Source organism: Gallibacterium faecale, from assembly GCF_027920745.1.
Lineage (GTDB): Bacteria > Pseudomonadota > Gammaproteobacteria > Enterobacterales > Pasteurellaceae > Gallibacterium > Gallibacterium faecale.
This window is the reverse complement of record NZ_JAQIBB010000002.1, coordinates 33,013-56,649: the sequence shown is the minus strand read 5'-3', so window position 1 is coordinate 56,649 and position 23,637 is coordinate 33,013. Positions and strand designations below refer to the sequence as shown.

Here is a 23,637-nt window from a genome sequence, read left to right as displayed (position 1 = left end):
AAAAAGCCAGCTATGTATTTACATAACTGGCTTTTCTTGAAGCTAATATTTAAACCTAGCGTTTATTTTTCACTGCTTTTTCTGTTAATTCATAAGCACGTAATTTTGCAAGTTCTCTCGATAGTTTAGAAGCCATAAGCTCATAATTACCATCTTTATGCGAACTGCGAATATTTTCTTCTGCACGACGTTTCGCTGCAAGGATACGTTCTTTATCAAGATCTTCTCCTCGAATAGCAGTATCCGCCAATACAATCACATTTCCAGGTTGAACTTCAAGGAAACCACCAGACACATAGATAACTTCTTCTTTGCCTTGTTGCATAATTTTTACAATACCCGGCTTAATTGAAGTTAACAATGGAGTATGGCCCGCGAGAATTCCTAATTCCCCTTCGCTCCCTGTTACTTGAATACTTTCAACAACACCTGAAAATATTTTTTGTTCCGCACTTACAACAGTTAAATTAAAAGTTGCCATTATTTATCTCCTTAGCGAGTGATTTGCCTTAGGAGCAATTACATTTTCTTCGCTTTTTCTAATACTTCATCGATTGAACCAACCATATAGAACGCTTGTTCTGGAATATGGTCATATTCACCGCTTAAAATACCTTTGAAGCCACGAATTGTTTCTTTTAATGGCACATATTTACCTGGTGATCCTGTAAAGACTTCAGCAACGAAGAATGGTTGTGATAAGAAACGTTCGATCTTACGAGCACGTGCTACCACTAATTTATCTTCTTCTGAAAGTTCATCCATACCAAGGATTGCGATAATATCTTTCAACTCTTTATAGCGTTGTAAAATTGATTGTACACCACGAGCTACTTCATAGTGTTCTTGACCAACTACTTGTGGATCAAGTTGACGTGAAGTTGAATCTAATGGGTCAACCGCTGGGTAAATCCCTAATGATGCAATTTGACGGCTTAATACCACTGTCGCATCCAAGTGAGCAAAGGTTGTTGCTGGAGATGGGTCAGTTAAGTCATCCGCAGGAACATATACTGCTTGGATAGAGGTGATAGAACCAGTCTTAGTTGAAGTAATACGTTCTTGTAATACCCCCATTTCTTCTGCAAGTGTTGGTTGATAACCTACCGCAGAAGGCATACGACCAAGTAACGCAGATACTTCAGTACCAGCAAGGGTATAACGATAAATATTATCTACGAAGAAAAGTACGTCACGGCCTTCATCACGGAATTTTTCCGCCATAGTCAAACCTGTTAACGCAACACGTAAACGGTTACCTGGTGGCTCATTCATCTGACCGTAAACCAAAGATACTTTATCTAATACGTTAGATTCTTGCATTTCGTGGTAGAAGTCGTTCCCTTCACGAGTACGTTCACCTACCCCAGCGAATACAGAATAACCAGAGTGCTCAATCGCAATGTTACGGATAAGTTCCATCATATTAACGGTCTTACCTACACCAGCACCACCGAATAATCCGACTTTACCCCCTTTTGCGAATGGGCAAACTAAGTCGATAACTTTGATACCTGTTTCTAATAATTCTGTACTATTTGCTTGTTCTTCATAACTTGGTGCTGCACGGTGGATTGACCAACGTTCTTTTTCACCAATTGGACCTCTTTCATCAATAGGTTCACCAAGTACGTTCATAATACGTCCTAATGTTTCTGTTCCTACTGGTACAGAAATTGGACTGCCTGTGTTAGTTACAGTTAATCCACGTTTTAATCCGTCTGAAGATCCCATTGCAATACAACGTACAACTCCACCACCTAATTGTTGTTGTACTTCAAGTACAAGCCCTGTTTCAACATTTAAGGCTTCGTGCACTCTTGGCACTGTATCTTGTGGAAACTCAACGTCAATGACGGCACCGATGATTTGTACAATTTTTCCAGTTGCCATTATCATTCCTCTAATCTACTTTAAATTGCAGCCGCACCAGCGACAATTTCATTTAATTCATTTGTGATGCTTGCTTGACGAGCTTTGTTATAGATAAGTTGTAACTCTTTAATTAAGTTACCTGCATTATCTGTCGCAGCTTTCATTGCTACCATTCTCGCCGCTTGCTCAGATGCTAAGTTTTCTACTGCTGCTTGATATACTTGTGATTCAATATAACGAATCAATAAACTATCAAGTAATACTTTTGGATCTGGCTCATAGATATAATCCCAAATACCACTTTGTAAACGATCGTTTTCCAATGAAGGTAATGGAAGTAATCTTTCTAAAGTCGGTTTTTGCGACATCGTATTAATAAATTTATTAAATACGAGATAAACCACATCAACCTCTCCATTTCGATAAGCTTCAACCATTGTATTTACAGTACCGATAAGTTCTTCCACAGAAGGCGTATCACCAATACCAGAAGTTTGAGAAACCACTTTAGCTACGCCCATTGATTGGAAGAAATTAATACCTTTAGCACCGATCAAACTTAGCTGAACACCGACACCCTTATCACTAAACGTTTTCATTTCATTCATAACGTGTTTAAATAAGTTGATATTTAAACCGCCACATAATCCACGATCCGTTGAAACGATAATGTAACCAACATTCTTTACTTCTCTTTCGACTAAGAAAGGGTGTTTATATCCAATGCTACCTTTTGATACATGGCTAATTACGTAACGTATTGTGTCAGAATACGGACGTGAAGAAGACATGCGTTCTTGCGTTTTACGCATTTTGGAGGCAGCAACCATTTCCATCGCCTTAGTAATTTTCTGTGTACTTTGTACACTGGCGATTTTGGTTCTTATCTCTTTCGCACCTGCCATTTCATCTCTCCGTTACGTCTTTGGTAATTACCATGCACTGTTTTGTTTAAATGAGTCTAAAATTGCCTTTAAGGTATCTTTTACAGCATCATCATAGTTACCAGTCTTTGTTAACTCTTGCATAAATTCACTGTAATTGTTTTCAGCATATTCTAATAATGCAGACTCAAAAGAACCGATACGGTTAAGCTCTACATCATCTAAATAACCAAATTCAACAGCAAATAACACTAAAGACTGTTGAGCAACGGTCATTGGTGAATATTGTTTTTGTTTCAATAATTCAGTTACCTTTTGACCATGAGAAAGTTGTTTACGTGTTGCATCATCTAAGTCTGATGCAAATTGTGCAAACGCTGCTAACTCACGATATTGTGCAAGAGCAGTACGAATACCCCCTGACAATTTCTTCATTACTTTAGTTTGTGCTGCACCACCTACACGAGAAACAGAAATACCTGGGTTTACCGCAGGACGGATACCTGAGTTAAAGAGGTTTGTTTCAAGGAAGATTTGACCATCGGTAATCGAAATTACGTTTGTCGGAACGAACGCAGAAACGTCCCCTGCTTGTGTTTCAATAATTGGTAATGCTGTTAATGAACCTGTTTTACCTTTAACTTCACCATTAGTAAAACGTTCAACGAAATCAGCATTAACACGTGCTGCACGCTCAAGTAAACGAGAGTGTAAATAGAACACATCACCAGGGAATGCTTCACGTCCAGGTGGACGACGTAATAATAATGAAATTTGACGATAAGCTACTGCTTGTTTTGATAAATCATCATATACGATTAAGGCATCTTCACCACGATTACGGAAATATTCACCCATTGCACAACCTGCATATGGCGCAAGATATTGTAATGCGGCTGATTCTGCTGCTGATGCAACAACAACAATTGTATTTGCTAATGCACCATGTTCTTCTAATTTACGTACTACGTTAGCAATAGTTGATGCTTTTTGACCAATAGCAACGTAAACACACTTAATACCTGAATCACGTTGATTAATGATAGCATCAATAGCTAATGCTGTTTTACCGGTTTGACGGTCACCGATAATTAACTCACGTTGACCACGACCAATTGGAATCATTGAGTCAACAGCTTTATAACCAGTTTGTACAGGTTGATCAACAGATTTACGATCGATTACACCTGGTGCAATCACTTCTACTGGTGAGAAACCATCATGTTCAATTTCACCTTTTCCATCAATTGGTTGGCCTAATGTATTAACAACACGACCTAATAAACCACGACCAACTGGAACTTCTAAAATACGACCTGTACATTGAACTTCCATACCTTCTGCTAAATCTGCATAAGGTCCCATTACCACCGCACCAACTGAATCTCTTTCTAAGTTTAATGCGATTGCATAACGGTTATCTGGTAATGCAATCATTTCACCTTGCATTACTTCAGTTAAACCATGAATACGGATGATACCGTCATTCACGGAAACGATTGTGCCAGTATTGCGTGCTTCGCTAACGACTTCAAACTGGGCAATACGTTTTTTAATCAGTTCACTAATTTCTGTAGAATTTAGTTGCATCTTTTTTTCCTCTTACAATTGCAACTCATTAGCTAAACGAGCAATTTGACCACGACTACTTCCATCAATGACAAACTCATCGGTACGAATAACTGCACCTGCAATTAATGTACTGTCCACATTGCAATTTAATTTAACTTTACGAGCAAGCCTTTTTTCCATTGCAGCAATAATATTTTGTTGTTGCTTATCACTTAATGGAAAAGCGGAGGTAACATTAACTTCTGTGATTGATTGGTAATAATCCACATACTCTTTAAATTGTGCTAAAACGGCTGGTAATACATTTAAACGTTTATTTTCAGCCATAATACGAATGAAATTTTCACCGTATTGATCTAACTGATCACCACAAATTTTAATGATCACATCGGCAATTTTTGTTGCTGATAAATCGCTGACTAATAGATTTTGCATTCTATCATCAGTAACTACAGCCGCCGCAAAACCTAACATTGTTTGCCACTGAGCTAATTGATCATGTTCAATTGCAAAATCAAAAGCCGCTTTCGCATAAGGACGAGCTACTGTAGTAAATTCTGACATAGCCTACCTTCCTTATAATTCAGACACGAGTTTATCAATGATGTCATTATTAGCCGCTTCATCAATATTACGAGCAACAATTTTTTCAGCTCCCGCAACGGCTAATGAAGCAACTTTAACACGTAATTCTTCTTGAACACGTTTACGTTCTGCTTCAATTTGTGCATAACCTTGTTCAACAATTTTAGCTTTTAAAGCTTCCGCTTCTGTTTGCACTTCTGCCAAGATTTCATTACGACGACGATTTGCTGCATCAATAATTGATTGAGCTTGTGTTTTCGCCGCATTTACTTCTTGTTCAATTAATGCTTTAGTATCAGCTTGTTCTTTTTTCGCTACTTCAGCTGCTGCCAATGCATTCGCAATTTGAGTTTGGCGTTCTTCGATAGCTTTAATAATTGGTGGCCAAACATATTTCACACAAAACCATACAAAGATGATAAAGGCTATTGTTTGTCCAATTAATGTTGCGTTGATATTCACAACGGACCTCCTATTGAAGTTGGTGATTTACTCTATAACAGAGTAATCCGTTATGTATTAACCTAACAATGAAACGAATGGGTTTGCGAACGCAAAGTATAAACCGATACCTACCGCAATCATCGCAATCGCATCAAGTAAACCAGCAACAATGAACATTTTGGTCAATAAAGAGTTTGCTAACTCAGGTTGACGAGCTGCTGATTCTAAGTATTTACCCCCTAAGATACCGAAACCAATAGCGGTACCTAAAGCAGCAAAAGCGAACATGATAGATGCAGCGATAATTGTTGCACTAATTACAGTTTCCATATTTTTCTCCAGTTTGGTTAAAGATAACAGCAAAAATGCTGAGGTTAAAAAAACAATTAATGTTCAGATTTATTATAAGCAATACTTAAATAAACCACGGTTAACATCATGAATATAAATGCTTGTAATGTAACAACTAAAATGTGGAAAATTGCCCAAATAATTTGTAATGGAATCCCCATTGCAGCAACTACCATATTGGCTGAATACATCACAGCAATCAAAATAAAGATTAATTCACCAGCATACATATTTCCGAATAAACGCAAAGATAACGATACTGGTTTAGAAAGTAAGGTTACAGACTCAAGAATAAGGTTAACCGGGATTAAAGCCCAATGATTAAATGGATGCATTGTGTATTCTTTAACAAAACCACTTACACCTTTAGACTTGATTGTGTAATAAATAATCAGAACAAAAACACCTAATGCTAAAGCAAAGGTTAAGTTCATATCTGTTGTAGGTACTGCACGAAGATGAATATGATCGTCTCCAGATAAAATCGCAGCTAATTTAGGTAAATAATCAACAGGAACTAAGTCGATAGTATTCATTAAGAATACCCATACAAAAATACTTAATGCTAATGGTGCGACTACATTACGGCTACCATGAAAGTTTTCTGTCACAATACCGTTGATCCATTCAACCAAAATCTCTACAGCAGCTTGTAATTTCGTTGGTTTTCCTGTGGTAACGTTTTGTGCAACACGATAAAAAATATATAAAAATGCTACACCGCAAATAACAGAAAATAAAAGGGTATCGAAATGGAATGACCAGAAACCTTCACCCGCTTTTAAATTACCTAGGTGGTGGTTTATATATTCCATAGAAGTGAGAGTTGAACCTTCTGCAGACATATTTGTTCCTACTGATTTGTTAAAATGCTGATTAAGTTAAATTGCTATTTCTCAAAATAAATAGCAATAGGTTATTCAAAATGATTACACCAAAATAACCACCGAATAGACCTAATGGTGAAATTGTTTTATCTATGACAAACAACATCACAAAAAACAAAATTGTTATACAAACTTTAAAAATTTCCGCTTGATATAACACTTTAATCTTGTTTGCTTGAGGCGTATTTAATCCTCTAAACAGCAAAAAGCCAACAAATAAGATTTGTGGAATTAAGCCAATTAGTGCACCAAATAGAAAAGGCCAAGCATAAACAGATTGAAATGGATATAATCCAACAAAAACAATGGCAATAAAAACTGCCATTATTATGAAAACCTTTTTATATAATGTTTTAGTATGGTTAAACCATATTGACATATTTTAGACACTTACTACTAAATACAAGAGCCATAGCCCTTTCAAACACCATCAATTATACGAGGTGTTCTATTTTATGCAATCAATTTAATACTATAAAAGTGTTACAAACTTAACATTTTTAAGAAAAATTTTAACTTTTGAGCCGCTATGTACTTTTTTGTTAAATTTTTGCTACAGATTTTAAGCAAATTAAGTGTCTTTCACCCACCAGTTCAGGCACAGTTAATTTAATAACATCAATAATTTGAAAATTATCATTTAACATTTTTACTTCATCTTCTTGGTATTGTCCTTTTAAAGCATAAAAAATACCTTTTTCACTTGGTAAATGCTGACACCACTCCGCCATATCCTGTAAAGATGCAAATGCCCGACTTAAGACACCATCAAATTTTTGTTCTGGTTGATACTCTTCCACTCGACTTAGAACAGGTTCTACATTCGTTAATCCTAATTCTCGAATTGCATTACGGATAAAACGAATTCTTTTACCTAAACTATCTAATAAATAAAATTGTTTATCTGGATTGATAATCGCCAAAGGTAAGCCAGGTAAGCCAGGGCCTGTACCAACATCAATAAATCGTTCACCTTGTAAATAAGGGCTAACCACTAAACTATCTAAAATATGTTTAACCAACATCTCTTCAGGATCACGCACAGAAGTCAGGTTATAAGCCTTATTCCATTTATGTAAAAGCTCAACTAGCTTCACTAGTTGAGCTTTTTGCTGATCGGGTAGAGAAATGTTAGCTTGTGCCAATAATTGCGTTAATTTGCCAAGTAACATACTGTTGTTATTCTCCACGCTTAAGCATACCTTGCTTTTTCAAATAAACTAATAAAATTGAAATCGCAGCGGGCGTAATTCCAGAAATACGAGAAGCTTGTCCAATCGATACTGGTTTATGTTGTTCAAGCTTCGCTCTTACTTCATTTGATAAGCCAATTACCGCAGAATAATCAAAATGTGCTGGAATTAAAGTATTTTCGTGTCGTTTATGACGCTCAATTTCTTCATTTTGATGTTCAATATAGCCTTGATACTTAATTGAAATTTCTACTTGTTCTACCGCTTCTTTATCTGCCATCGCAGGCTGGAATGGCGTTAAAGTACATAATTTCTCATAAGTCATTTCTGGACGACGTAAAAGATCCCCACCACTAGCTTCTCGCATTAATGGTGAATTTAATGCCGCATTAACTTCTGCTAAATATTCTGAACGTGGATGAATCCAAATCTGTCTTAAACGTTGACGCTCTAATTCAATATTTTCTAATTTTTGATTAAATCTTGCCCAACGCGCATCATCAACCAAGCCTAATTCTCTACCAATTGCTGTCAAACGAATATCTGCATTATCTTCACGTAACAATAAACGATATTCAGCACGAGAGGTAAAGACTCGATAAGGTTCTTTTGTACCAAGTGTACAAAGATCATCAACTAAAACTCCGATATAAGCTTGATCACGGCGAGGATACCAAGCTTCTTTATCTTGGACATGCAACCCTGCATTTAATCCCGCTAAAATACCTTGTGCTGCAGCTTCCTCATAACCTGTTGTACCATTGATCTGACCAGCAAAGAATAAACCATTGATCGCTTTTGTTTCTAATGAAGGTTTGAGATCTCTTGGATCAAAGTAATCGTACTCAATAGCATAACCCGGTTTCACGATCCTTGCATTTTCTAAACCTTGCATTGAATTTACGATCCCCATTTGTACATCAAATGGCAAACTTGTTGAGATCCCATTTGGATAGATCTCATTACTGGTTAATCCTTCTGGCTCTAAAAAGATCTGATGCCCATTGCGATCACCAAAACGCATAACTTTATCTTCGATCGAAGGACAATAACGAGGTCCTACTCCTTCAATGATCCCTGTGTACATTGGGCTGCGATCTAAGTTAGATCGGATAATATCGTGCGTTTTTAAATTGGTATGCGTGATGTAACAAGGTACTTGTTGTGGATGCTCATCAACACTTCCCATATAAGAAAATACAGGAAGAATTTCATCTCCATGTTGTTGTTTTAATACAGAAAAATCAATTGTACGCGCATCTAGACGAGGAGGTGTTCCTGTTTTTAAACGAGCAACACGTAAATCAAGATCTCGTAAACGTTCTGCTAAACGTACTGATGCAGGATCACCAGCACGACCACCTTCATAATTATCTAAACCAATATGGATCTTACCTGCTAAGAAAGTCCCTGCTGTTAATACCACCACTTTTGCTTTGAAAGTCAGACCCATTTTAGTTGTAACACCTGTAACATGACCATTTTCAATTAAAATATCTGTTACTTCTTGTTGGAAAAGATCTAAATTAGGTTGATTTTCAAGAGCTGTTCTTACTGCTTGGCGATATAAAACACGATCAGCTTGAGCACGAGTTGCACGTACCGCAGGCCCTTTACTGCTATTTAATGTTCTGAATTGGATCCCAGCTTTATCAGTAGCATGAGCCATCAAGCCACCGAGTGCATCGATCTCTTTTACTAAGTGGCCTTTACCAATCCCACCAATAGCAGGGTTACAAGACATTTGTCCTAAAGTATCTATATTATGTGTAATTAATAATGTTCTTAATCCCATTCTTGCTGGTGCGAGAGCGGCTTCTGTACCCGCATGTCCGCCTCCAACAACAATGACATCATAGTTATTTGGATAAAACATAAAAAACCTAAAAATTGAAATCTATAGAGTGGTAAAAAAATCGAGCTATTTTAACCGAAAAATTAAGATCTGTTAAAAGTTAATTTTATGGTGGATCTTAAAAAAGATCGCAAAAAGTAATATAAGATCTTTATATAGAGATCTTTTTATTATTGTTATTAATAGATCGCGAGATCCTTGTGGAGAAAGCTATTTTCTTAATAGATCTTAATGAGTTAGGATCTTTTTTTGTTTGTTAAGATCAGCTAGATTAAAGTGATCTTTCTTGTGGATAAAATGATTAGTTATCCACAGGTTAAAAAAGATCCAATATTATATTCAAGAAAAAAACAGTTTTTATAACGGAAAATAAGCAAGTTATCCACAGAGGATCGTGTGGATTATTTAATCATTTTTAAGCTGATCTAGTAGTGAAGGTAACCAAATTTCAGCATCTTTATCTGGATCATTAGTGGATAAAACATCGATCCTTAATGAAGGGCAAAGTTGAGTTGCTTTTAGATCAATTAAGCTTTTTTCTACACGATCTACTGCAAAACAGAAAGTGTCGTAGTCACTATTTCCCAAACCAACAACAGCAAAACGTAAAGTACTTAAATCAGGTCGATCTTCAGCTAATTGTTCAAATAAAGGTTGTAGATTATCTGGTAAATCGCCAGCACCATGTGTAGAGGTAACAACTAACCAAATTTTATCCTCGATCACCTGATTTAACTCAGGACCATGAAAAATACGAGTAGAAAAGCCGTGTTGTTGTAAACAATCATCGATATGTTCAGCTAAGTATTCAGCACCGCCTAAAGTGCTCCCTGTAATAATACAAATAGACGTCATAAGAGTTCCTTAAATTTAATAATACTAAGAATAAATCTATGGTAGCGGAAAAGTAGAAAAGAAGTAAAAGGAATTTCATTAAGGCAATAAAAAACGGCATCTTGAAGATACCGTTTTAAAAATGAGAAATTAGTTTCTTGGTAAGTAAGTGGTTGGATTAACTGATTTACCTTTATAACGAATTTCAAAGTGAAGTTTTACACTATTAGTTCCAGAGCTTCCCATTTTAGCGATCTGTTGACCAGCAGTAACTTGTTGCTGATCTTTAACTAAGATCGTTTCGTTGTGAGCATAGGCACTAAGATAATCATCATTATGTTTAATAATGATCAAGTTACCATAACCTCTTAAAGCATTACCAGCATAAACTACACGACCTGGAGCAGCAGCATAAACGGCTTGTCCACGTGATCCGCCGATATCAATCCCTTTATTACCACCATCACTATTAGAAAATCCTTGGATAACATTACCTTTGGTTGGCCAGATCCAAGTGATATTACTATTATTAGTGGTTGCAGCTGGCATTGTAGTAACTGGTTGGCTTACTGGTGCTGCTGGTTCCGCAGTAACAGGAACTGTATTTACAGAATTAGTTGCGGTTGTAGGTGCTACACCAGCAGTTGATTTAATCGGACCAACAATAGTACCGTCTGAGCCGTAAGCAGTACCATTAGGACCAGGTGTATAAGTCACTGCTGGTTGCTGTGGTTGAGCTGCAGCTGCTGGTGCTGAATGAGTTGGTGCAGGTGCAGAAGCTGATGTTGCTGCTGTACTATTATTAACTTTTAATGTTTGTCCTACACTTAATTTGTAAGGTTCAGGAATATTATTTAATGCAGCAAGATCACGTACATCCATACCAGAGATATAAGCAATCAAGAACATTGTATCGCCTTTACGAACGGTATAAGTTGAACCTTTATAGAATCCTTTATCAATTTTACTGTAGTCAGGCGCATTAGTTTGCGGATTTCTTGGAATTGTAAAATCTTGAGAAACTTGTTGTTTTGCAGCTGGAACAGGTGTTGCTACAGGTTTTGGTGTAGCTACTGGTGCTGCGGCAGGTGCAGGTTGTTGATAAGTTGGTTGTGGTTGAGTTACAGGTTGTTGTTGGGTTGGCGTTGCTGCCGGTGTTGCCATCATATCTGTTGGCATTTGTTGTTGTTGTACTTGTGGTTCCCAAGTTGAATTACTGTCATTTCCAACAGATTGCATAATTCCCGGCGTTAAGGTTCCGTCTGCATCTTCAACAGGTGCAGAATTATTACTACTACAGCCAGCAAGAATGGCTGCAAGCACAGGAAGAAGTAAAAAAGATTGTTTCATAAGTATTCCTATTAAATGATTATTTCAAGAGGAAGTAGGCACAGACTGCTAATACTACAACGGCCCAGCCAATGATTTCAATATAATTGCGTAATTGAGCAGCAAAACGTTCTCCACCCCAAGCAGATAATTTGGCAACAAGAATAAATCTTGCTGTACGAGAAACGAATGCGGTAGCAACAAAAGGTAGGAAAGCCATATTCATCACACCAGCACAAATTGTGAATACTTTATATGGAATTGGCGAAAATCCCGCAACAAAGACCACTAAAATTCCCCAGCGTTCAAACCAAGAAACCGCAGTATCCCAATGCGATTGGTATCCTAAAGTAGTGATATAATCTTTAATTAAATCAAAAGCATAATGCCCTATTGCATAACCTAACATACCACCAATAGTTGAAGCCAAACCACAATAAATTGCATAGTGTAATGCTTTTTGGGGTTTTGACATTGACATAGGAACTAACATTACGTCAGGAGGAATTGGGAAAAAAATAGCTTCGATAAAACTTACAAATAATAACCAATAAAATGCAAATTGGTGTTTTGACCATTTCATTGTTTTGTCATATAAACGACCAAACAAATTCATAGAATATCTCCCTTAACTAGAGGTACAAATTTAATTTCCTCTATATTTTCGACTTTATATTTGTCTTTAATACGAGTAATACGTTGTAATACTTGGTAATTTTCATCACCAACAGGTAATACTAGGCGTCCACCATCAGCGAGTTGCTCTAACAAGGCTGGGGGAACTTGTGAAGGTGCAGCAGTAACGATAATGGCATCAAAAGGAGCATGACCTTTAAGCCCTTCCCAACCATCACCGTGTTTTAAACGAATATTATGTAGATCAAGTTTTTTAAAGCGGTGCATCGCACGCCATTGTAATTTTTTAATTCTTTCAATACTAAAAACGTGCTGAACCAGTTTAGCTAAAATAGCGGTTTGATAACCGCTACCTGTACCAATTTCTAAAACTTTGTCCGTTGGTTGTAATGCAAGTAAACAAGTCATTTTGGCGACGACATAAGGTTGAGAAATGGTTTGCCCTTCACCAATCGGTAAAGGCATATCTTCATAACTATGTTTACTAAAAATTTCCTCAACAAAGAATGGGCGAGGAATTTCATACATTGCACGTAAAACAGCCTCATCTGTAATTCCTCGATGATAAAGTTCATTTACCAAACGTTGTTGCTCAACGGACATAGTGTTTTATCCTAGATTTAACCAATCTTGCACAGCTTTTAATGAATGATGTGCCGTCATATCAGCTTGGATAGGCGTAATTGAAACATATCCATTCGCAACTGCATGGAAATCTGTTCCGTCACCAGCATGTTCTGGTAGGCTCGATAAACCTAACCAATAAATTGATTCTCCTCGAGGATCAGTTTGTTTAATAATTTCGCCTTCGCTTGATCTGTATCCTAAAGTGGTTACTTTAATCCCCTTCAGTTGATCGTAAGGAATATCTGGCACATTGATATTTAAGATCTCTCTTTTAGGCAAAATGTTTGAGTGTAATTTAGGAATTAATTCACAGACAATTTGTGCTGCTGTTTCGTAATGCTGTCTGCCATCAAGTGAAACGGCTATCGCAGGTAATCCTAAATGGCGACCTTCAAAAGCTGCGGCAACAGTACCAGAATATAAAATATCATCACCTAAATTCACGCCAGCATTGATACCTGAAACGACAAGATCAATCTTACCTGAAAGTAAATGATTCATTGCTAAATAAACACAATCAGCTGGTGTGCCATTAACACAATAATCCCCATTATCCAGTAATCTTGGACGTAATGGTTCTATTAACGTGAGAGAAGAAGAGGCTGCACTACGGTTACGATCGGGAGCCACAACAATGACATTAGCGATTTTGCGTAGATATGTCGCTAAAGTTTGAATGCCTTCAGCATGAATTCCATCATCATTACTTAATAAAATATTCATTATTTCAGCTCCTATTATTTCTATGAATAGAACACGTTATTGCTTAATGATTAGAGCAACAGCTTCACAAGCAATACCTTCGCCTCGACCAGTAAAACCTAATTTTTCAGTTGTCGTTGCTTTAACATTTACTTGAGAAATATCGCACTGTAAATCTTCCGCAATATTCGCCCGCATTTGATCAATATAAGGACGCATTTTTGGTGCTTGAGCAATGATAGTGACATCTACATTACCAATTTGGTATCCCAGTTGTTGAATTTGGCGAAATGCTTCAATTAATAAAAGACGACTATTGGCGCCTTTATAAGTCATATCAGTATCAGGAAAAAGCTTTCCAATATCACCTAATGCAGCGGCACCTAATAACGCATCAGTTAAAGCGTGTAAAGCAACATCGCCATCAGAATGGGCAAGTAAACTTTTTGGATAAGGAATTTTTACCCCACCAATGATCACAAAGCCTTTACCATCATCAGTAAATGCATGAACGTCAAAACCATGTCCAATTCTTATCATGTTTAAAACTCTTTTTGTTGTTGAAGTAGATAAAATTCAGCTAAGGCTAAATCTTCAGGACGAGTAATCTTTAGATTATCACTTCGTCCAGCAACTAATCGTGGATGTTCACCAACTAATTCAAGCGCTGAAGCCTCATCAGTAACAGTAAGTCCCTGCTGTGTTGCCGAGATTAATGCGTTTTTTAATCGTACGGCAGGAAAAAATTGTGGTGTGAGAGCGTGCCATAACTGTGACCGATCTTCTGTTTTTTCGATGACTGTTGTAGTAGGAAACGCTTTTTTTATTGTATCAACAACAGGCTTCGCCAAAATTGCACCACTTTGATCAGTAATTTGTAATAACTTATCTAAATCTTGATGGGTAATACAGGGTCTTGCAGCATCATGAACCATTACCCAAACATCTTGTTCTGTAATTGCGTTTAATGCATTCAATACAGATTGATCTCGAGTTTCTCCACCAATAACCCATTGAATTTTTTGATGATCTTTTAATGGAAAATGAATTAAATAGGGATCATCTTTTGCTACTGCCACAATAATTTTCTCAATTACAGGATAGTTTAATAATTTTTCTAAAGTATGTTGTAAGATGGTTTTTCCTAATAAGGAAAGATATTGTTTTGGACGATCAGACTGCATACGAGTACCAATACCTGCAGCAGGCACAATCGCAAAAATACGTCGTGTTATTTGGGATGAATCTGTACTCATTGTTTTTCTGATTTTAAAATTCGATAAAAGGTTTCGTTTGGTTTAACCATCTCGTAATTAATTCTTGCTCTTTCTTCAACCGCAGAAAAACCTTGTTTCAAATCTTGGGTTTCTGCTTTTGCTTCTTGGTTTAATTGGCTTTGTTTCTCATTTTTTACTTTTTGTTCAGCAATCTCTACTTGAGTTTGTTGATAGGTTCTATAACCAGAATCGCCAAACCAGAAGTTATATAGAGCAATTAATAATAAGCAAAATAAACCGACAACTAATAAACGCATGAAAAATAAAAGCCTAAGTAAAATTTAGTGGCACATAGTTTACCTTGAAATAAAAGAAAACAAACTATTTATTATTAAATTTGTGTTAGAACAAAACAGAGTACAGATTGTTCACTTTTCTTTGATCAAGCCCTAAGGTAAGATAATTGGCTTGTTTATTATTCAATTATTCTAAGTATTGGTTGTGAATTTATGAAACCGTTGAAGATTATTTTTGCTGGAACACCAGATTTTGCTGCACAACATTTGCAAGCACTTTTATCATCGCAACATCAAGTTGTTGCTATTTATACTCAACCAGATAAACCCGCTGGTCGAGGTAAAAAATTACAACCAAGTCCTGTAAAACAACTCGCGTTAGCACACAATTTACCGGTATATCAACCAAAATCATTACGTAAAACAGAAGCTCAACAACAACTCCAACAAATTGATGCTGATGTTATGGTAGTGGTTGCGTATGGCTTAATTTTACCTAAGGCTGTATTGGAAACACCTCGCTTAGGTTGCTTAAATGTGCATGGATCTTTATTGCCGCGTTGGCGTGGGGCCGCACCAATTCAACGTGCAATTTGGGCTGGAGATCAACAAAGTGGCGTAACCATTATGCAAATGGACGAAGGATTAGATACAGGCGATATGTTATATAAAGTTACTTGTCCAATAGCTACGGATGAAACGTCAGCATCTTTATATGCCAAGTTAGCTGAGTTAGGACCACAAGCATTAATTGAAGTGTTGGATCATTTAGAAGAAGGTAAATATTTACCAGAAGTACAACAAGATCAATTAAGCAATTATGCGGAGAAATTAAGTAAAGAAGAAGCGAAATTAGATTGGACTCTTTCCGCAGCACAATTAGAGCGTTGTATTCGAGCGTTTAATCCTTGGCCTATTAGTTGGTTTGAAGTCAAAGATAGCCAACAACAAACACAAACATTAAAAGTTTATCAAGCAAATGTACTGCCTCATCAAGAGGTTGCAGCTGGTACGATTATTCAAGCAAATAAACAAGGGATTCAAATTGCAACTGCAGAGGGCGTGTTAAATTTAACCTTGTTACAACCAGCAGGTAAGAAACCAATGTCAGCACAAGATTTATTAAATGGACGCAGTGAGTGGTTTGTCATTGGTCAGCGGGTAAGTGAATAATGATGAAACAACAAGATTCAGGGAAAAAAGTAACATTACGTGCGGTAATGGCGGAAGTGATATTACAAGTTTTGGATCAAGGAAAATCACTTTCCTCTTTATTACCTATGGCGCAACAGCAAGTAAAATCACAAGATGTTGCGTTATTACAAGAGGTTTGTTTTGGCATCTGCCGAGTATTGCCCCGTTTAGAACGTATTATTCAGCAATTAGTGACTAAACCATTAAAAGGTAAAACGCGAATTGTTCACTGTTTGTTATTAGTGGGGTTATATCAGTTGCTATATACCCGAATTCCAGCCCATGCGGCGGTGGATGAAGTAGTTAATGCCACAAAATCAGTAAAAGCAGAAAGTTTTCGCGGTTTAGTAAATGGGGTGATGCGGCGTTTTTTACGAGAGCAAGAGGCGATTTTGGCGGTTGTAGATAAGCATTGGCAAACATTACATCCTGAATGGTTAGTGAATTTATTAAAACAACATTATCCTGAACATTGGCGACAAATTGTGGATGAGAATAATCTCAAACCGCCAATGTGGCTGCGGGTTAATCAACAACATACGACACAAACCGAGTATCAAGCGTTATTAAATGCTCAACAAATTGCGAGTGAAATTGCATTGCCAAAAACAGCACTTTGTTTAGAAAAAGCAGTGAGTGTTGAGCAGTTACCACATTTTGCAGAAGGTTGGGTAAGTGTACAAGATCGCCATGCACAATGGGCTGGTGAGCTGCTTGAACCAAAAAATGGTGAATTGATTTTGGATGCCTGTGCGGCACCAGGCGGTAAAACGACACATATTTTAGAAATTGCACCAACGGCAAATGTTATTGCTTTGGATGTAGAGCAAGGGCGCTTACAACGCGTATCAGAGAATTTAAAACGCTTAAATCAACAAGCAGAGATTATTTGTGGCGATGCCAGTCAGCCAGATCAGTGGTTAGAGGCAGGAATACTCTTTGATCGCATTTTATTAGATGCACCTTGTTCCGCAACGGGAGTTATTCGCCGTCATCCTGATATTAAATGGTTACGACAACAAAGTGATATTGAGCAGTTAGCTGCATTGCAACAGAAAATTTTAAATGTGCTATGGCAGCGTTTAAAAGTAAACGGCGTTTTGTTGTATGCAACTTGTTCTATTTTGCCAGAAGAAAATAGCCAGCAAATTCAACAGTTTTTAGCAACACATTCAGATGCAAAATTAGTTCCTCTCCATCTAGAAACAACGGGAATTGATACTGGATTTGGTTATCAGTGTTTCCCAGCACAGAAGAGTGGTGATGGTTTCTTTTATGCAAAACTTATTAAACAAAGCTAAAGGTAAAAATCGTGAAAATTATCATTTTAGGTGCAGGACAAGTTGGTGGCACATTAGCTGAAAACTTAGTCAGTGAAGATAATGAAATTACGCTGGTTGATAATGATGCAGATCGTTTAAATCAACTGCAAGATAAACACGATTTGCGTGTAGTACATGGTAATGCGTCTTCACCAAGAACATTACGTGAAGCTGGGGCAACAGATGCCGATATGTTAGTCGCGGTTACCAGTTCTGATGAAGTGAATATGATTGCCTGTGAGGTCGCTTATACCCTATTTAAAATTCCGACTAAAATTGCTCGTATTCGTAACGCTGAATATATTCGCGAAAGAGAAAAGTTATTTAAAAGTGATGTGATTCCTATTGATCATATTATTTCACCAGAACAGTTAGTCATTGAAGACATTGCTCGTTTGGTAAATTATCCGGGAACATTACAGGTAGCAAATTTTGCCGATGATCTTGTTAGTTTGGCAGTAGTCAAAGCCTACTATGGTGGGCCATTAGTCGGTTATTCAATTTCAACCTTACAAGATCATTTACCCCATATTGATGCACGTATAGTGTCAATTTGGCGACAAGATAAAGTCATTCGTCCACAAGGTTCAACCATTATTGAAGCAGGTGATGAAGTAACCTTTATTTGTGCTAGCCAACATTTACGTGCGGTAATGAGTGAATTACAACGTTTAGAGAAAAATTATCGTCGGATTATGATTGTTGGTGGCGGTAATGTGGGGTCTGGTTTAGCTAAAACTTTAGAAAATGATTACAGTGTCAAATTGGTTGAACGTAATCAAAAACGGGCAGAGTTTTTAGCTGAAAAACTTTCAAAAACAATTGTTTTTTGTGCTGATGCTTCAGATCAAAGTTTTTTATTTGAAGAACATATTGAAAATATTGATGCGTTTATAGCTTTAACCAGTGATGATGAAGCCAATATTATGGCGTCTTTATTGGCAAAACGTTTAGGTACCAAAAAAGCGATTTCATTAATTCAACGTATTGCCTATTTACACTTGGTGCAAGGCGGGACCATTGATATTGCGATTTCGCCACAACAAGCAACAATTTCTGCGCTATTAAGTTATGTGCGAAAAGGGGATATCGTGAATGTTACGGTATTACGCCGAGGTTTGTCAGAAGCAATCGAGATTATCGCACATGGAAATGAACAAACTTCACAAGTTATTGGGCGACCATTAAATCGTTTAAAATTGCCACAAGGTGTCATTATTGGGGCAGTTTGTCGCCGTGGTGAAGTGTTAATTGCAACACATGATTTAACTATTCAAGAAGAGGATCATGTGATCTTATTTTTACAAGATAAAAAGAACATTGCTGAAATTGAGAAGCTGTTCCAACCAAGCCCATTCTTTATTTAAGGTAGGATGCAACAATGTTTAATCGTCCATTTATACTTTATATTTTGGGATCTGTGTTGTCTAAAATTGCTTGGCTAATGATTATTCCATTAATTGTGACTTTTTTTCACAATGGGGAAGGCTTAGTCGGTTTTTTAATTTGTATTGGGATTACACATTTTGTTTCCTTTATTTTAACGCGTAAAAAACCACAGGATATGCGATTACGTGTTAAAGATATGCTATTACTCACAACATTAATATGGTTAATTAGTTGTGTATTCAGTGCATTGCCTTTCATTGTTATTAGTGATTTTAGTTTTACAGATGCTTATTTTGAAACAGTATCTGGGCTAACAACCACAGGTTCTAGCATTATTGTGGATGTGAGTGATACATCGCCTGCATTATTAATGTGGCGTTCAACATTACAGTGGATGGGAGGCTTAGGGTTTATTGTGATGGCAGTAGCGATTTTGCCATTTTTAAATGTTGGTGGAATGACGCTATTCCGCACAGAATCATCAGATAAATCCGATAAAATTTTGCCGCAAGCACGAGATGTGGCAAAAAGTATTATTCAAATTTATGTATTTCTGACAGTAGCCTGTTTATTGGCTTATATGTGGTCGGAAATGGATTTTTTTGATGCGATTAATCATGCTTTCACTACCATTTCTACTGGAGGATTTTCTACCCGTAGCGGATCAATGAGTGAATTTAATAGCATAACTCAATGGATTTGTACTTTATTTATGTTTTTAGGATCATTGCCATTTTTATTAATGGTACAGTCGCTTCATCGCCGTAATATTTTTGTCTTATTTCGTGACCAACAATTAATGGGATTTTCTATTTTTGTGTTATTGGTCGGCTTATTTTCTGCAGTATGGTTAAACTATGAAGGCGTATTTAATTGGCAAGATAGTTTGCGTTATGCCTTTTTTAATTTAATTAATATTATGTCTACGTGTGGTTTTAGCTTAGGTAATTTTGATACTTGGACTGCAACAACAACAATGGTATTTACAGTTGCTTTTATTTTAGGAGGTTGTTCAGGTTCAACTACGGGGGGAATAAAAATATTCCGTTTCCAAATTATGTTCCAGGTTTTAAAACATCAAATATTAAGATTAATCCATCCAAATAGTATTTCTGCTGTACATTACAATCGCCATGTTGTTTCGAGTGAAACAGTATTCGGTATTGTTGGTTTTATTTTTAGTTATTTTATGATTATGGCGATTTTGGCTGTTTTAATGGGAATCTCTGGAATGGATTTTCAAAGTGCGTGGAGTTCGGCAGCAACATCCATTGGTAACGTTGGCCCAGGATATGGCAATCAAGTAGGTGCTTCGGGTAACTTTTCTACTATTCCAACTTTTGCAAAATGGTTAATGATTATTGGGATGTTATTAGGACGCTTAGAAATTATGACTATTTTAGTCTTGTTATTCCCACACTTCTGGAAGAAATAAAATGTTATCAAAAAAATTTTTTTGTAAAAAAAATTGTATGAATCTAATAATAAAAATATAATTAGCACACTTTTTTAACATTAAATTTAGGAGAAATAATATGAGTTTTTTGAAAGAGTTTCGTGAATTTGCTATGCGTGGCAATGTGGTTGATATGGCTGTCGGGGTTATCATCGGCGGTGCATTTGGTAAAATTGTAAGTTCATTAGTTGCTGATATCGCAATGCCAATTATTGGATTATTAGTGGGCGGCGTCGATTTTAAAGATTTGAAAATTATATTACGTGGTCCAGTTGGTGATATTCCGGCTGTTACATTAAATTATGGTATGTTTATCCAAACCGTTTTTGATTTCGTAATTATTGCATTTGCTATTTTTGTTGCGATTAAAGCGATGAATAAATTAAAACGTGAAAAACCAGCTGAAGAGCCAAAACCAGCTGAACCATCAGCAGAAGAAAAATTATTAACTGAAATTCGTGATTTATTAAAAAATAAATAATTAATTAAGGATTTTATGCAGAATACACAACCATCAGTACAACCAAATTTAATAGCAAGAATTATTTTTGCTAGCCGTTGGGTACAATTACCTATTTATTTAGGATTAATTGTTGTTCAAATTGTTTATGCTTATAAATTTTTAAAATCATTATGGCATTTAGTGGTAAATCTTAACCAAATGGATGAAAACACGATTATGTTAGCGGTGTTAAATCTGATTGATGTAGTAATGATTGCGAATTTATTGGTGATGGTGTTAGTGGGTGGATATGAAACCTTTGTATCCAAATTAAATACAGATAATCACCCAGATCAGCCAGAATGGCTAGATCACGTTAATGCCTCAGTATTAAAAATTAAATTATCAATGGCGATTATCAGTATTTCATCTATTCATATGCTACAAACCTTTATTAATGCAGGGAACTTGCCAGAAAAACAAATTATGTGGCAATTATTCCTCCATTTAGGTTTCTTAGCTTCTGCACTTGCGGTCGCTTATACGGATAAAATATTGTATAGCACGACGCATAAAAATCATTAATAGAAAAATCCTCCGAACTTGATTCTTCAGTCGGAGGGTTTTTTTATCTACTATCTTTGTTAAAAGATAAAAGATCATTTTATTAATTAAATGAAGGGTAGGTTTTAAGAGAAATTTATTGCTAAATAATATTCTGCTATCTTTATTAATTCCTGTATTTCATATTTTCCATACAAACTTTAGTGTTGTCACCATCTTGGGCTAAGCACCAATATAATGGAGCTTTAAAACGGTAGCCTAGGTCATAATAACATTTTCTCATTAATGAAAACCCACGCTCCAATAAAATTGAATATTCTTCATATTCAGATTTATTTTTCATAAATTCTATTTGCCCAATTTTTTGAGACTTTTCATCTAAATATATAAGTCTTTCTTTATCCTTAATGGGAAAATAAGAGTCTAATACAATTTTTTGACATTTTTTATTATCTATTTTTGATATACGGAGCTGATTTTTAATCCAAAATGTACTTTCACTAGGTGAGCCATTTGCTAAATAACATCCTGATAATAAGAAACAAATAATAAAAACTATGTACTTCATTATGGATTTATTCCTGTTATTTTTATTTATAAATTACATTTTCCTGTATTATATTTAGGTTCTTGATAGCCACATTGAGCTGGTGGTAAGAATATATATCCTTTTTCAAGCATACATTGACGTAATCCAGTATAAAATTTGCCATTTAATTTATAATTTTGAGGATAATAATCTATATTAATATCGCCATATTTCCCACCACAACTTACCCAATCATTCCATCTTTTATTTGAATCAGTTTTTCCTAATGTTTCAGGTTTTTGATAACCTGCAATAAGAGGAAATAATGTTCCTGTTTCTTCACATTGTGTAGCTACTGTTTCTATTAATGGCCTAAAGCAACCACGGTCATATATACATCCGGCTAGAATAAAACCACAAATAAGGATTAAAAATTTTTTCATATTAATTACTCCCTAATTGAGATAGGATTTCAATAAAATTGGGGAAAACTGTATATAGGACAAAAAATTCAATCATTACCAAATTACTAGGGTCTGAAATATTGTTTATAACAATACAAGTCAATTATCAGACCCTGCTGATATTAATTATTGAAACGGCTAAAAAGTAAAATACCCTTCAAATTACGATTTTAACCATTCTCTATTCGCCAGTAATTGTGAAATTTCAGGCATAACCTCTTCCCAAAGCAAGAAAGCGTGAGCTGCTTGAGCAACGAGCATCCCTAAGCCATCACTGCATTGTTGAATATTTAAATTTTGGCAATGTTGAATGAATGGTGTCACGCCGTTTGCAGAATATTGCATATCATATACGTGAGTACATTGTTGTAAAACATGATCGGCAACAGGCGCTACTTGACCATGTAAACCGCTAGAAGTGGCGTTAATGACTAAATCAAACGTTTGATTCGGTATTTGTTCCAGGGTGGTGGCTGTAATCTCTCCAAACGGAGCAAATTTATCTACTAAATGGATTGCCTTTTCTAAGGTGCGATTTGCTAATGTGATTTTTTGCTGTGCTTGTAGTAAGGGATACAGTACACCTTTTGTAGCGCCACCTGTACCAAGCAATAAAATCTGTTGATTAGGTTGCAGCCAATTTAACTGTTGGAGATGAGTAACTAAACCAGCACCATCGGTATTATCGGCATAAAGTGAACCATCTTCCATTCGTTTTAATGTATTGCACGCTTGAGCTAACTGACAACGTTCACTGTGATGGTGGGCTAATTGAAATGCTCGCTCTTTAAATGGTGCCGTGATATTACAACCATTCGCACCCTGTTGAAAGAATTGAATAAGTTGTTGTTCAAATTGAGTTAAATCGCCTAGTTCAGCAACATAGGTGAGTTGTTTTCCAGTTTGTTGAGAAAAAAGGTGATGAATAAGTGGCGATTTACTTTGAGCAATGGGGTTTCCCCAAACGGCATAATGATGTTGTTGCATAAT

At 36.2% G+C, this 23,637-nt stretch carries 28 protein-coding genes; 6 read left to right on the top strand and 22 right to left on the bottom strand.

Annotated features, from left to right (window positions below):
• Positions 1–55: 55 nt before the first annotated feature.
• From PF272_RS00930 to ftsB, 19 genes are all read right to left on the bottom strand, one after another.
• Positions 56–481 carry a F0F1 ATP synthase subunit epsilon gene (locus PF272_RS00930; protein WP_065234940.1) on the bottom strand — a complete coding sequence of 142 codons (426 nt, stop codon included), beginning with the start codon at positions 479–481 and terminating at the stop codon, positions 56–58.
• A gap of 38 nt (positions 482–519) precedes the next feature.
• Positions 520–1,893, bottom strand: a complete 1,374-nt coding sequence (gene atpD / locus PF272_RS00925; RefSeq protein WP_065234941.1) for a F0F1 ATP synthase subunit beta — start codon at positions 1,891–1,893, stop codon at positions 520–522.
• Positions 1,894–1,913: 20 nt separating this feature from the next.
• The gene (gene atpG, locus PF272_RS00920; protein WP_271141294.1) at positions 1,914–2,780 is read right to left on the bottom strand and encodes a F0F1 ATP synthase subunit gamma; all 867 of its coding nucleotides are present in this window, start codon (positions 2,778–2,780) and stop codon (positions 1,914–1,916) included.
• A 27-nt stretch (positions 2,781–2,807) separates the two neighbouring features.
• Positions 2,808–4,349, bottom strand: coding sequence for a F0F1 ATP synthase subunit alpha (atpA, locus tag PF272_RS00915; protein WP_271141293.1), 1,542 nt, complete (start codon positions 4,347–4,349; stop codon positions 2,808–2,810).
• Between the two features lie 12 nt (positions 4,350–4,361).
• Positions 4,362–4,895, bottom strand: coding sequence for a F0F1 ATP synthase subunit delta (gene atpH, locus PF272_RS00910; RefSeq protein ID WP_271141292.1), 534 nt, complete (start codon positions 4,893–4,895; stop codon positions 4,362–4,364).
• Positions 4,896–4,907: 12 nt separating this feature from the next.
• Positions 4,908–5,378, bottom strand: a complete 471-nt coding sequence (gene atpF / locus PF272_RS00905) for a F0F1 ATP synthase subunit B (protein WP_065234945.1) — start codon at positions 5,376–5,378, stop codon at positions 4,908–4,910.
• A 57-nt stretch (positions 5,379–5,435) separates the two neighbouring features.
• Positions 5,436–5,690 carry a F0F1 ATP synthase subunit C gene (gene atpE, locus PF272_RS00900; protein ID WP_013746002.1) on the bottom strand — a complete coding sequence of 85 codons (255 nt, stop codon included), beginning with the start codon at positions 5,688–5,690 and terminating at the stop codon, positions 5,436–5,438.
• A gap of 56 nt (positions 5,691–5,746) precedes the next feature.
• Positions 5,747–6,556, bottom strand: coding sequence for a F0F1 ATP synthase subunit A (gene atpB / locus PF272_RS00895; RefSeq protein WP_065234946.1), 810 nt, complete (start codon positions 6,554–6,556; stop codon positions 5,747–5,749).
• A 31-nt stretch (positions 6,557–6,587) separates the two neighbouring features.
• Positions 6,588–6,923: an ATP synthase subunit I gene (locus PF272_RS00890; RefSeq protein WP_245174231.1), complete on the bottom strand. Its 336-nt coding sequence runs from the start codon at positions 6,921–6,923 to the stop codon at positions 6,588–6,590.
• 217 nt (positions 6,924–7,140) lie between these two features.
• On the bottom strand, positions 7,141–7,770 hold the full coding sequence (gene rsmG, locus PF272_RS00885) for a 16S rRNA (guanine(527)-N(7))-methyltransferase RsmG (RefSeq protein WP_065234948.1): 630 nt from the start codon (positions 7,768–7,770) through the stop codon (positions 7,141–7,143).
• 7 nt (positions 7,771–7,777) lie between these two features.
• Complete coding sequence (mnmG, locus tag PF272_RS00880) at positions 7,778–9,667, bottom strand: tRNA uridine-5-carboxymethylaminomethyl(34) synthesis enzyme MnmG (RefSeq protein WP_271141291.1); 1,890 nt, start codon at positions 9,665–9,667, stop codon at positions 7,778–7,780.
• Positions 9,668–10,051: 384 nt separating this feature from the next.
• Positions 10,052–10,501 carry an FMN-binding protein MioC gene (gene mioC, locus PF272_RS00875; protein ID WP_271141290.1) on the bottom strand — a complete coding sequence of 150 codons (450 nt, stop codon included), beginning with the start codon at positions 10,499–10,501 and terminating at the stop codon, positions 10,052–10,054.
• A gap of 129 nt (positions 10,502–10,630) precedes the next feature.
• Complete coding sequence (gene nlpD / locus PF272_RS00870; RefSeq protein ID WP_271141289.1) at positions 10,631–11,830, bottom strand: murein hydrolase activator NlpD; 1,200 nt, start codon at positions 11,828–11,830, stop codon at positions 10,631–10,633.
• A 19-nt stretch (positions 11,831–11,849) separates the two neighbouring features.
• Positions 11,850–12,425, bottom strand: coding sequence for a YqaA family protein (locus PF272_RS00865; protein ID WP_271141288.1), 576 nt, complete (start codon positions 12,423–12,425; stop codon positions 11,850–11,852).
• Positions 12,422–13,048 carry a protein-L-isoaspartate(D-aspartate) O-methyltransferase gene (locus tag PF272_RS00860; RefSeq protein WP_065234953.1) on the bottom strand — a complete coding sequence of 209 codons (627 nt, stop codon included), beginning with the start codon at positions 13,046–13,048 and terminating at the stop codon, positions 12,422–12,424. The genes PF272_RS00865 and PF272_RS00860 overlap by 4 nt, the downstream gene beginning before the upstream one ends.
• A gap of 6 nt (positions 13,049–13,054) precedes the next feature.
• Complete coding sequence (surE, locus tag PF272_RS00855; RefSeq protein ID WP_065238948.1) at positions 13,055–13,795, bottom strand: 5'/3'-nucleotidase SurE; 741 nt, start codon at positions 13,793–13,795, stop codon at positions 13,055–13,057.
• Positions 13,796–13,831: 36 nt separating this feature from the next.
• Positions 13,832–14,314: a 2-C-methyl-D-erythritol 2,4-cyclodiphosphate synthase gene (gene ispF / locus PF272_RS00850; protein ID WP_271141287.1), complete on the bottom strand. Its 483-nt coding sequence runs from the start codon at positions 14,312–14,314 to the stop codon at positions 13,832–13,834.
• A 2-nt stretch (positions 14,315–14,316) separates the two neighbouring features.
• Entirely contained in the window at positions 14,317–15,009 is a 693-nt protein-coding gene (gene ispD / locus PF272_RS00845; RefSeq protein WP_082985631.1) for a 2-C-methyl-D-erythritol 4-phosphate cytidylyltransferase, read from the bottom strand.
• Positions 15,010–15,026: 17 nt separating this feature from the next.
• A complete protein-coding gene (ftsB, locus tag PF272_RS00840; protein ID WP_065234957.1) occupies positions 15,027–15,308 on the bottom strand; it encodes a cell division protein FtsB in 282 nt (93 codons plus the stop codon).
• A 192-nt stretch (positions 15,309–15,500) separates the two neighbouring features.
• Here ftsB and fmt point away from each other — a divergent pair, with 192 nt between their 5' ends.
• The 6 genes from fmt to PF272_RS00810 all read left to right on the top strand — a co-directional run bounded on the left by fmt (position 15,501) and on the right by PF272_RS00810 (position 21,675).
• On the top strand, positions 15,501–16,460 hold the full coding sequence (gene fmt, locus PF272_RS00835; RefSeq protein ID WP_271141286.1) for a methionyl-tRNA formyltransferase: 960 nt from the start codon (positions 15,501–15,503) through the stop codon (positions 16,458–16,460).
• Positions 16,461–16,462: 2 nt separating this feature from the next.
• On the top strand, positions 16,463–17,782 hold the full coding sequence (rsmB, locus tag PF272_RS00830) for a 16S rRNA (cytosine(967)-C(5))-methyltransferase RsmB (RefSeq protein WP_271141295.1): 1,320 nt from the start codon (positions 16,463–16,465) through the stop codon (positions 17,780–17,782).
• An 11-nt stretch (positions 17,783–17,793) separates the two neighbouring features.
• Complete coding sequence (gene trkA, locus PF272_RS00825; RefSeq protein WP_065234960.1) at positions 17,794–19,170, top strand: Trk system potassium transporter TrkA; 1,377 nt, start codon at positions 17,794–17,796, stop codon at positions 19,168–19,170.
• A 14-nt stretch (positions 19,171–19,184) separates the two neighbouring features.
• Positions 19,185–20,627 (top strand): TrkH family potassium uptake protein, encoded by a 1,443-nt coding sequence (locus PF272_RS00820; RefSeq protein ID WP_271141285.1) that lies wholly within the window; start codon positions 19,185–19,187, stop codon positions 20,625–20,627.
• A gap of 100 nt (positions 20,628–20,727) precedes the next feature.
• On the top strand, positions 20,728–21,129 hold the full coding sequence (mscL, locus tag PF272_RS00815; protein ID WP_065234962.1) for a large-conductance mechanosensitive channel protein MscL: 402 nt from the start codon (positions 20,728–20,730) through the stop codon (positions 21,127–21,129).
• A 15-nt stretch (positions 21,130–21,144) separates the two neighbouring features.
• Entirely contained in the window at positions 21,145–21,675 is a 531-nt protein-coding gene (locus tag PF272_RS00810) for a TIGR00645 family protein (protein ID WP_271141284.1), read from the top strand.
• A gap of 145 nt (positions 21,676–21,820) precedes the next feature.
• Here PF272_RS00810 and PF272_RS00805 read toward each other — a convergent pair whose 3' ends face one another.
• The 3 genes from PF272_RS00805 to aroE form a co-directional block, all read right to left on the bottom strand.
• On the bottom strand, positions 21,821–22,222 hold the full coding sequence (locus tag PF272_RS00805) for a hypothetical protein (protein WP_271141283.1): 402 nt from the start codon (positions 22,220–22,222) through the stop codon (positions 21,821–21,823).
• A 26-nt stretch (positions 22,223–22,248) separates the two neighbouring features.
• Positions 22,249–22,626 (bottom strand): hypothetical protein, encoded by a 378-nt coding sequence (locus PF272_RS00800; RefSeq protein WP_271141282.1) that lies wholly within the window; start codon positions 22,624–22,626, stop codon positions 22,249–22,251.
• 183 nt (positions 22,627–22,809) lie between these two features.
• Positions 22,810–23,634, bottom strand: coding sequence for a shikimate dehydrogenase (aroE, locus tag PF272_RS00795; RefSeq protein WP_271141281.1), 825 nt, complete (start codon positions 23,632–23,634; stop codon positions 22,810–22,812).
• Between the last annotated feature and the right edge of the window lie 3 nt (positions 23,635–23,637).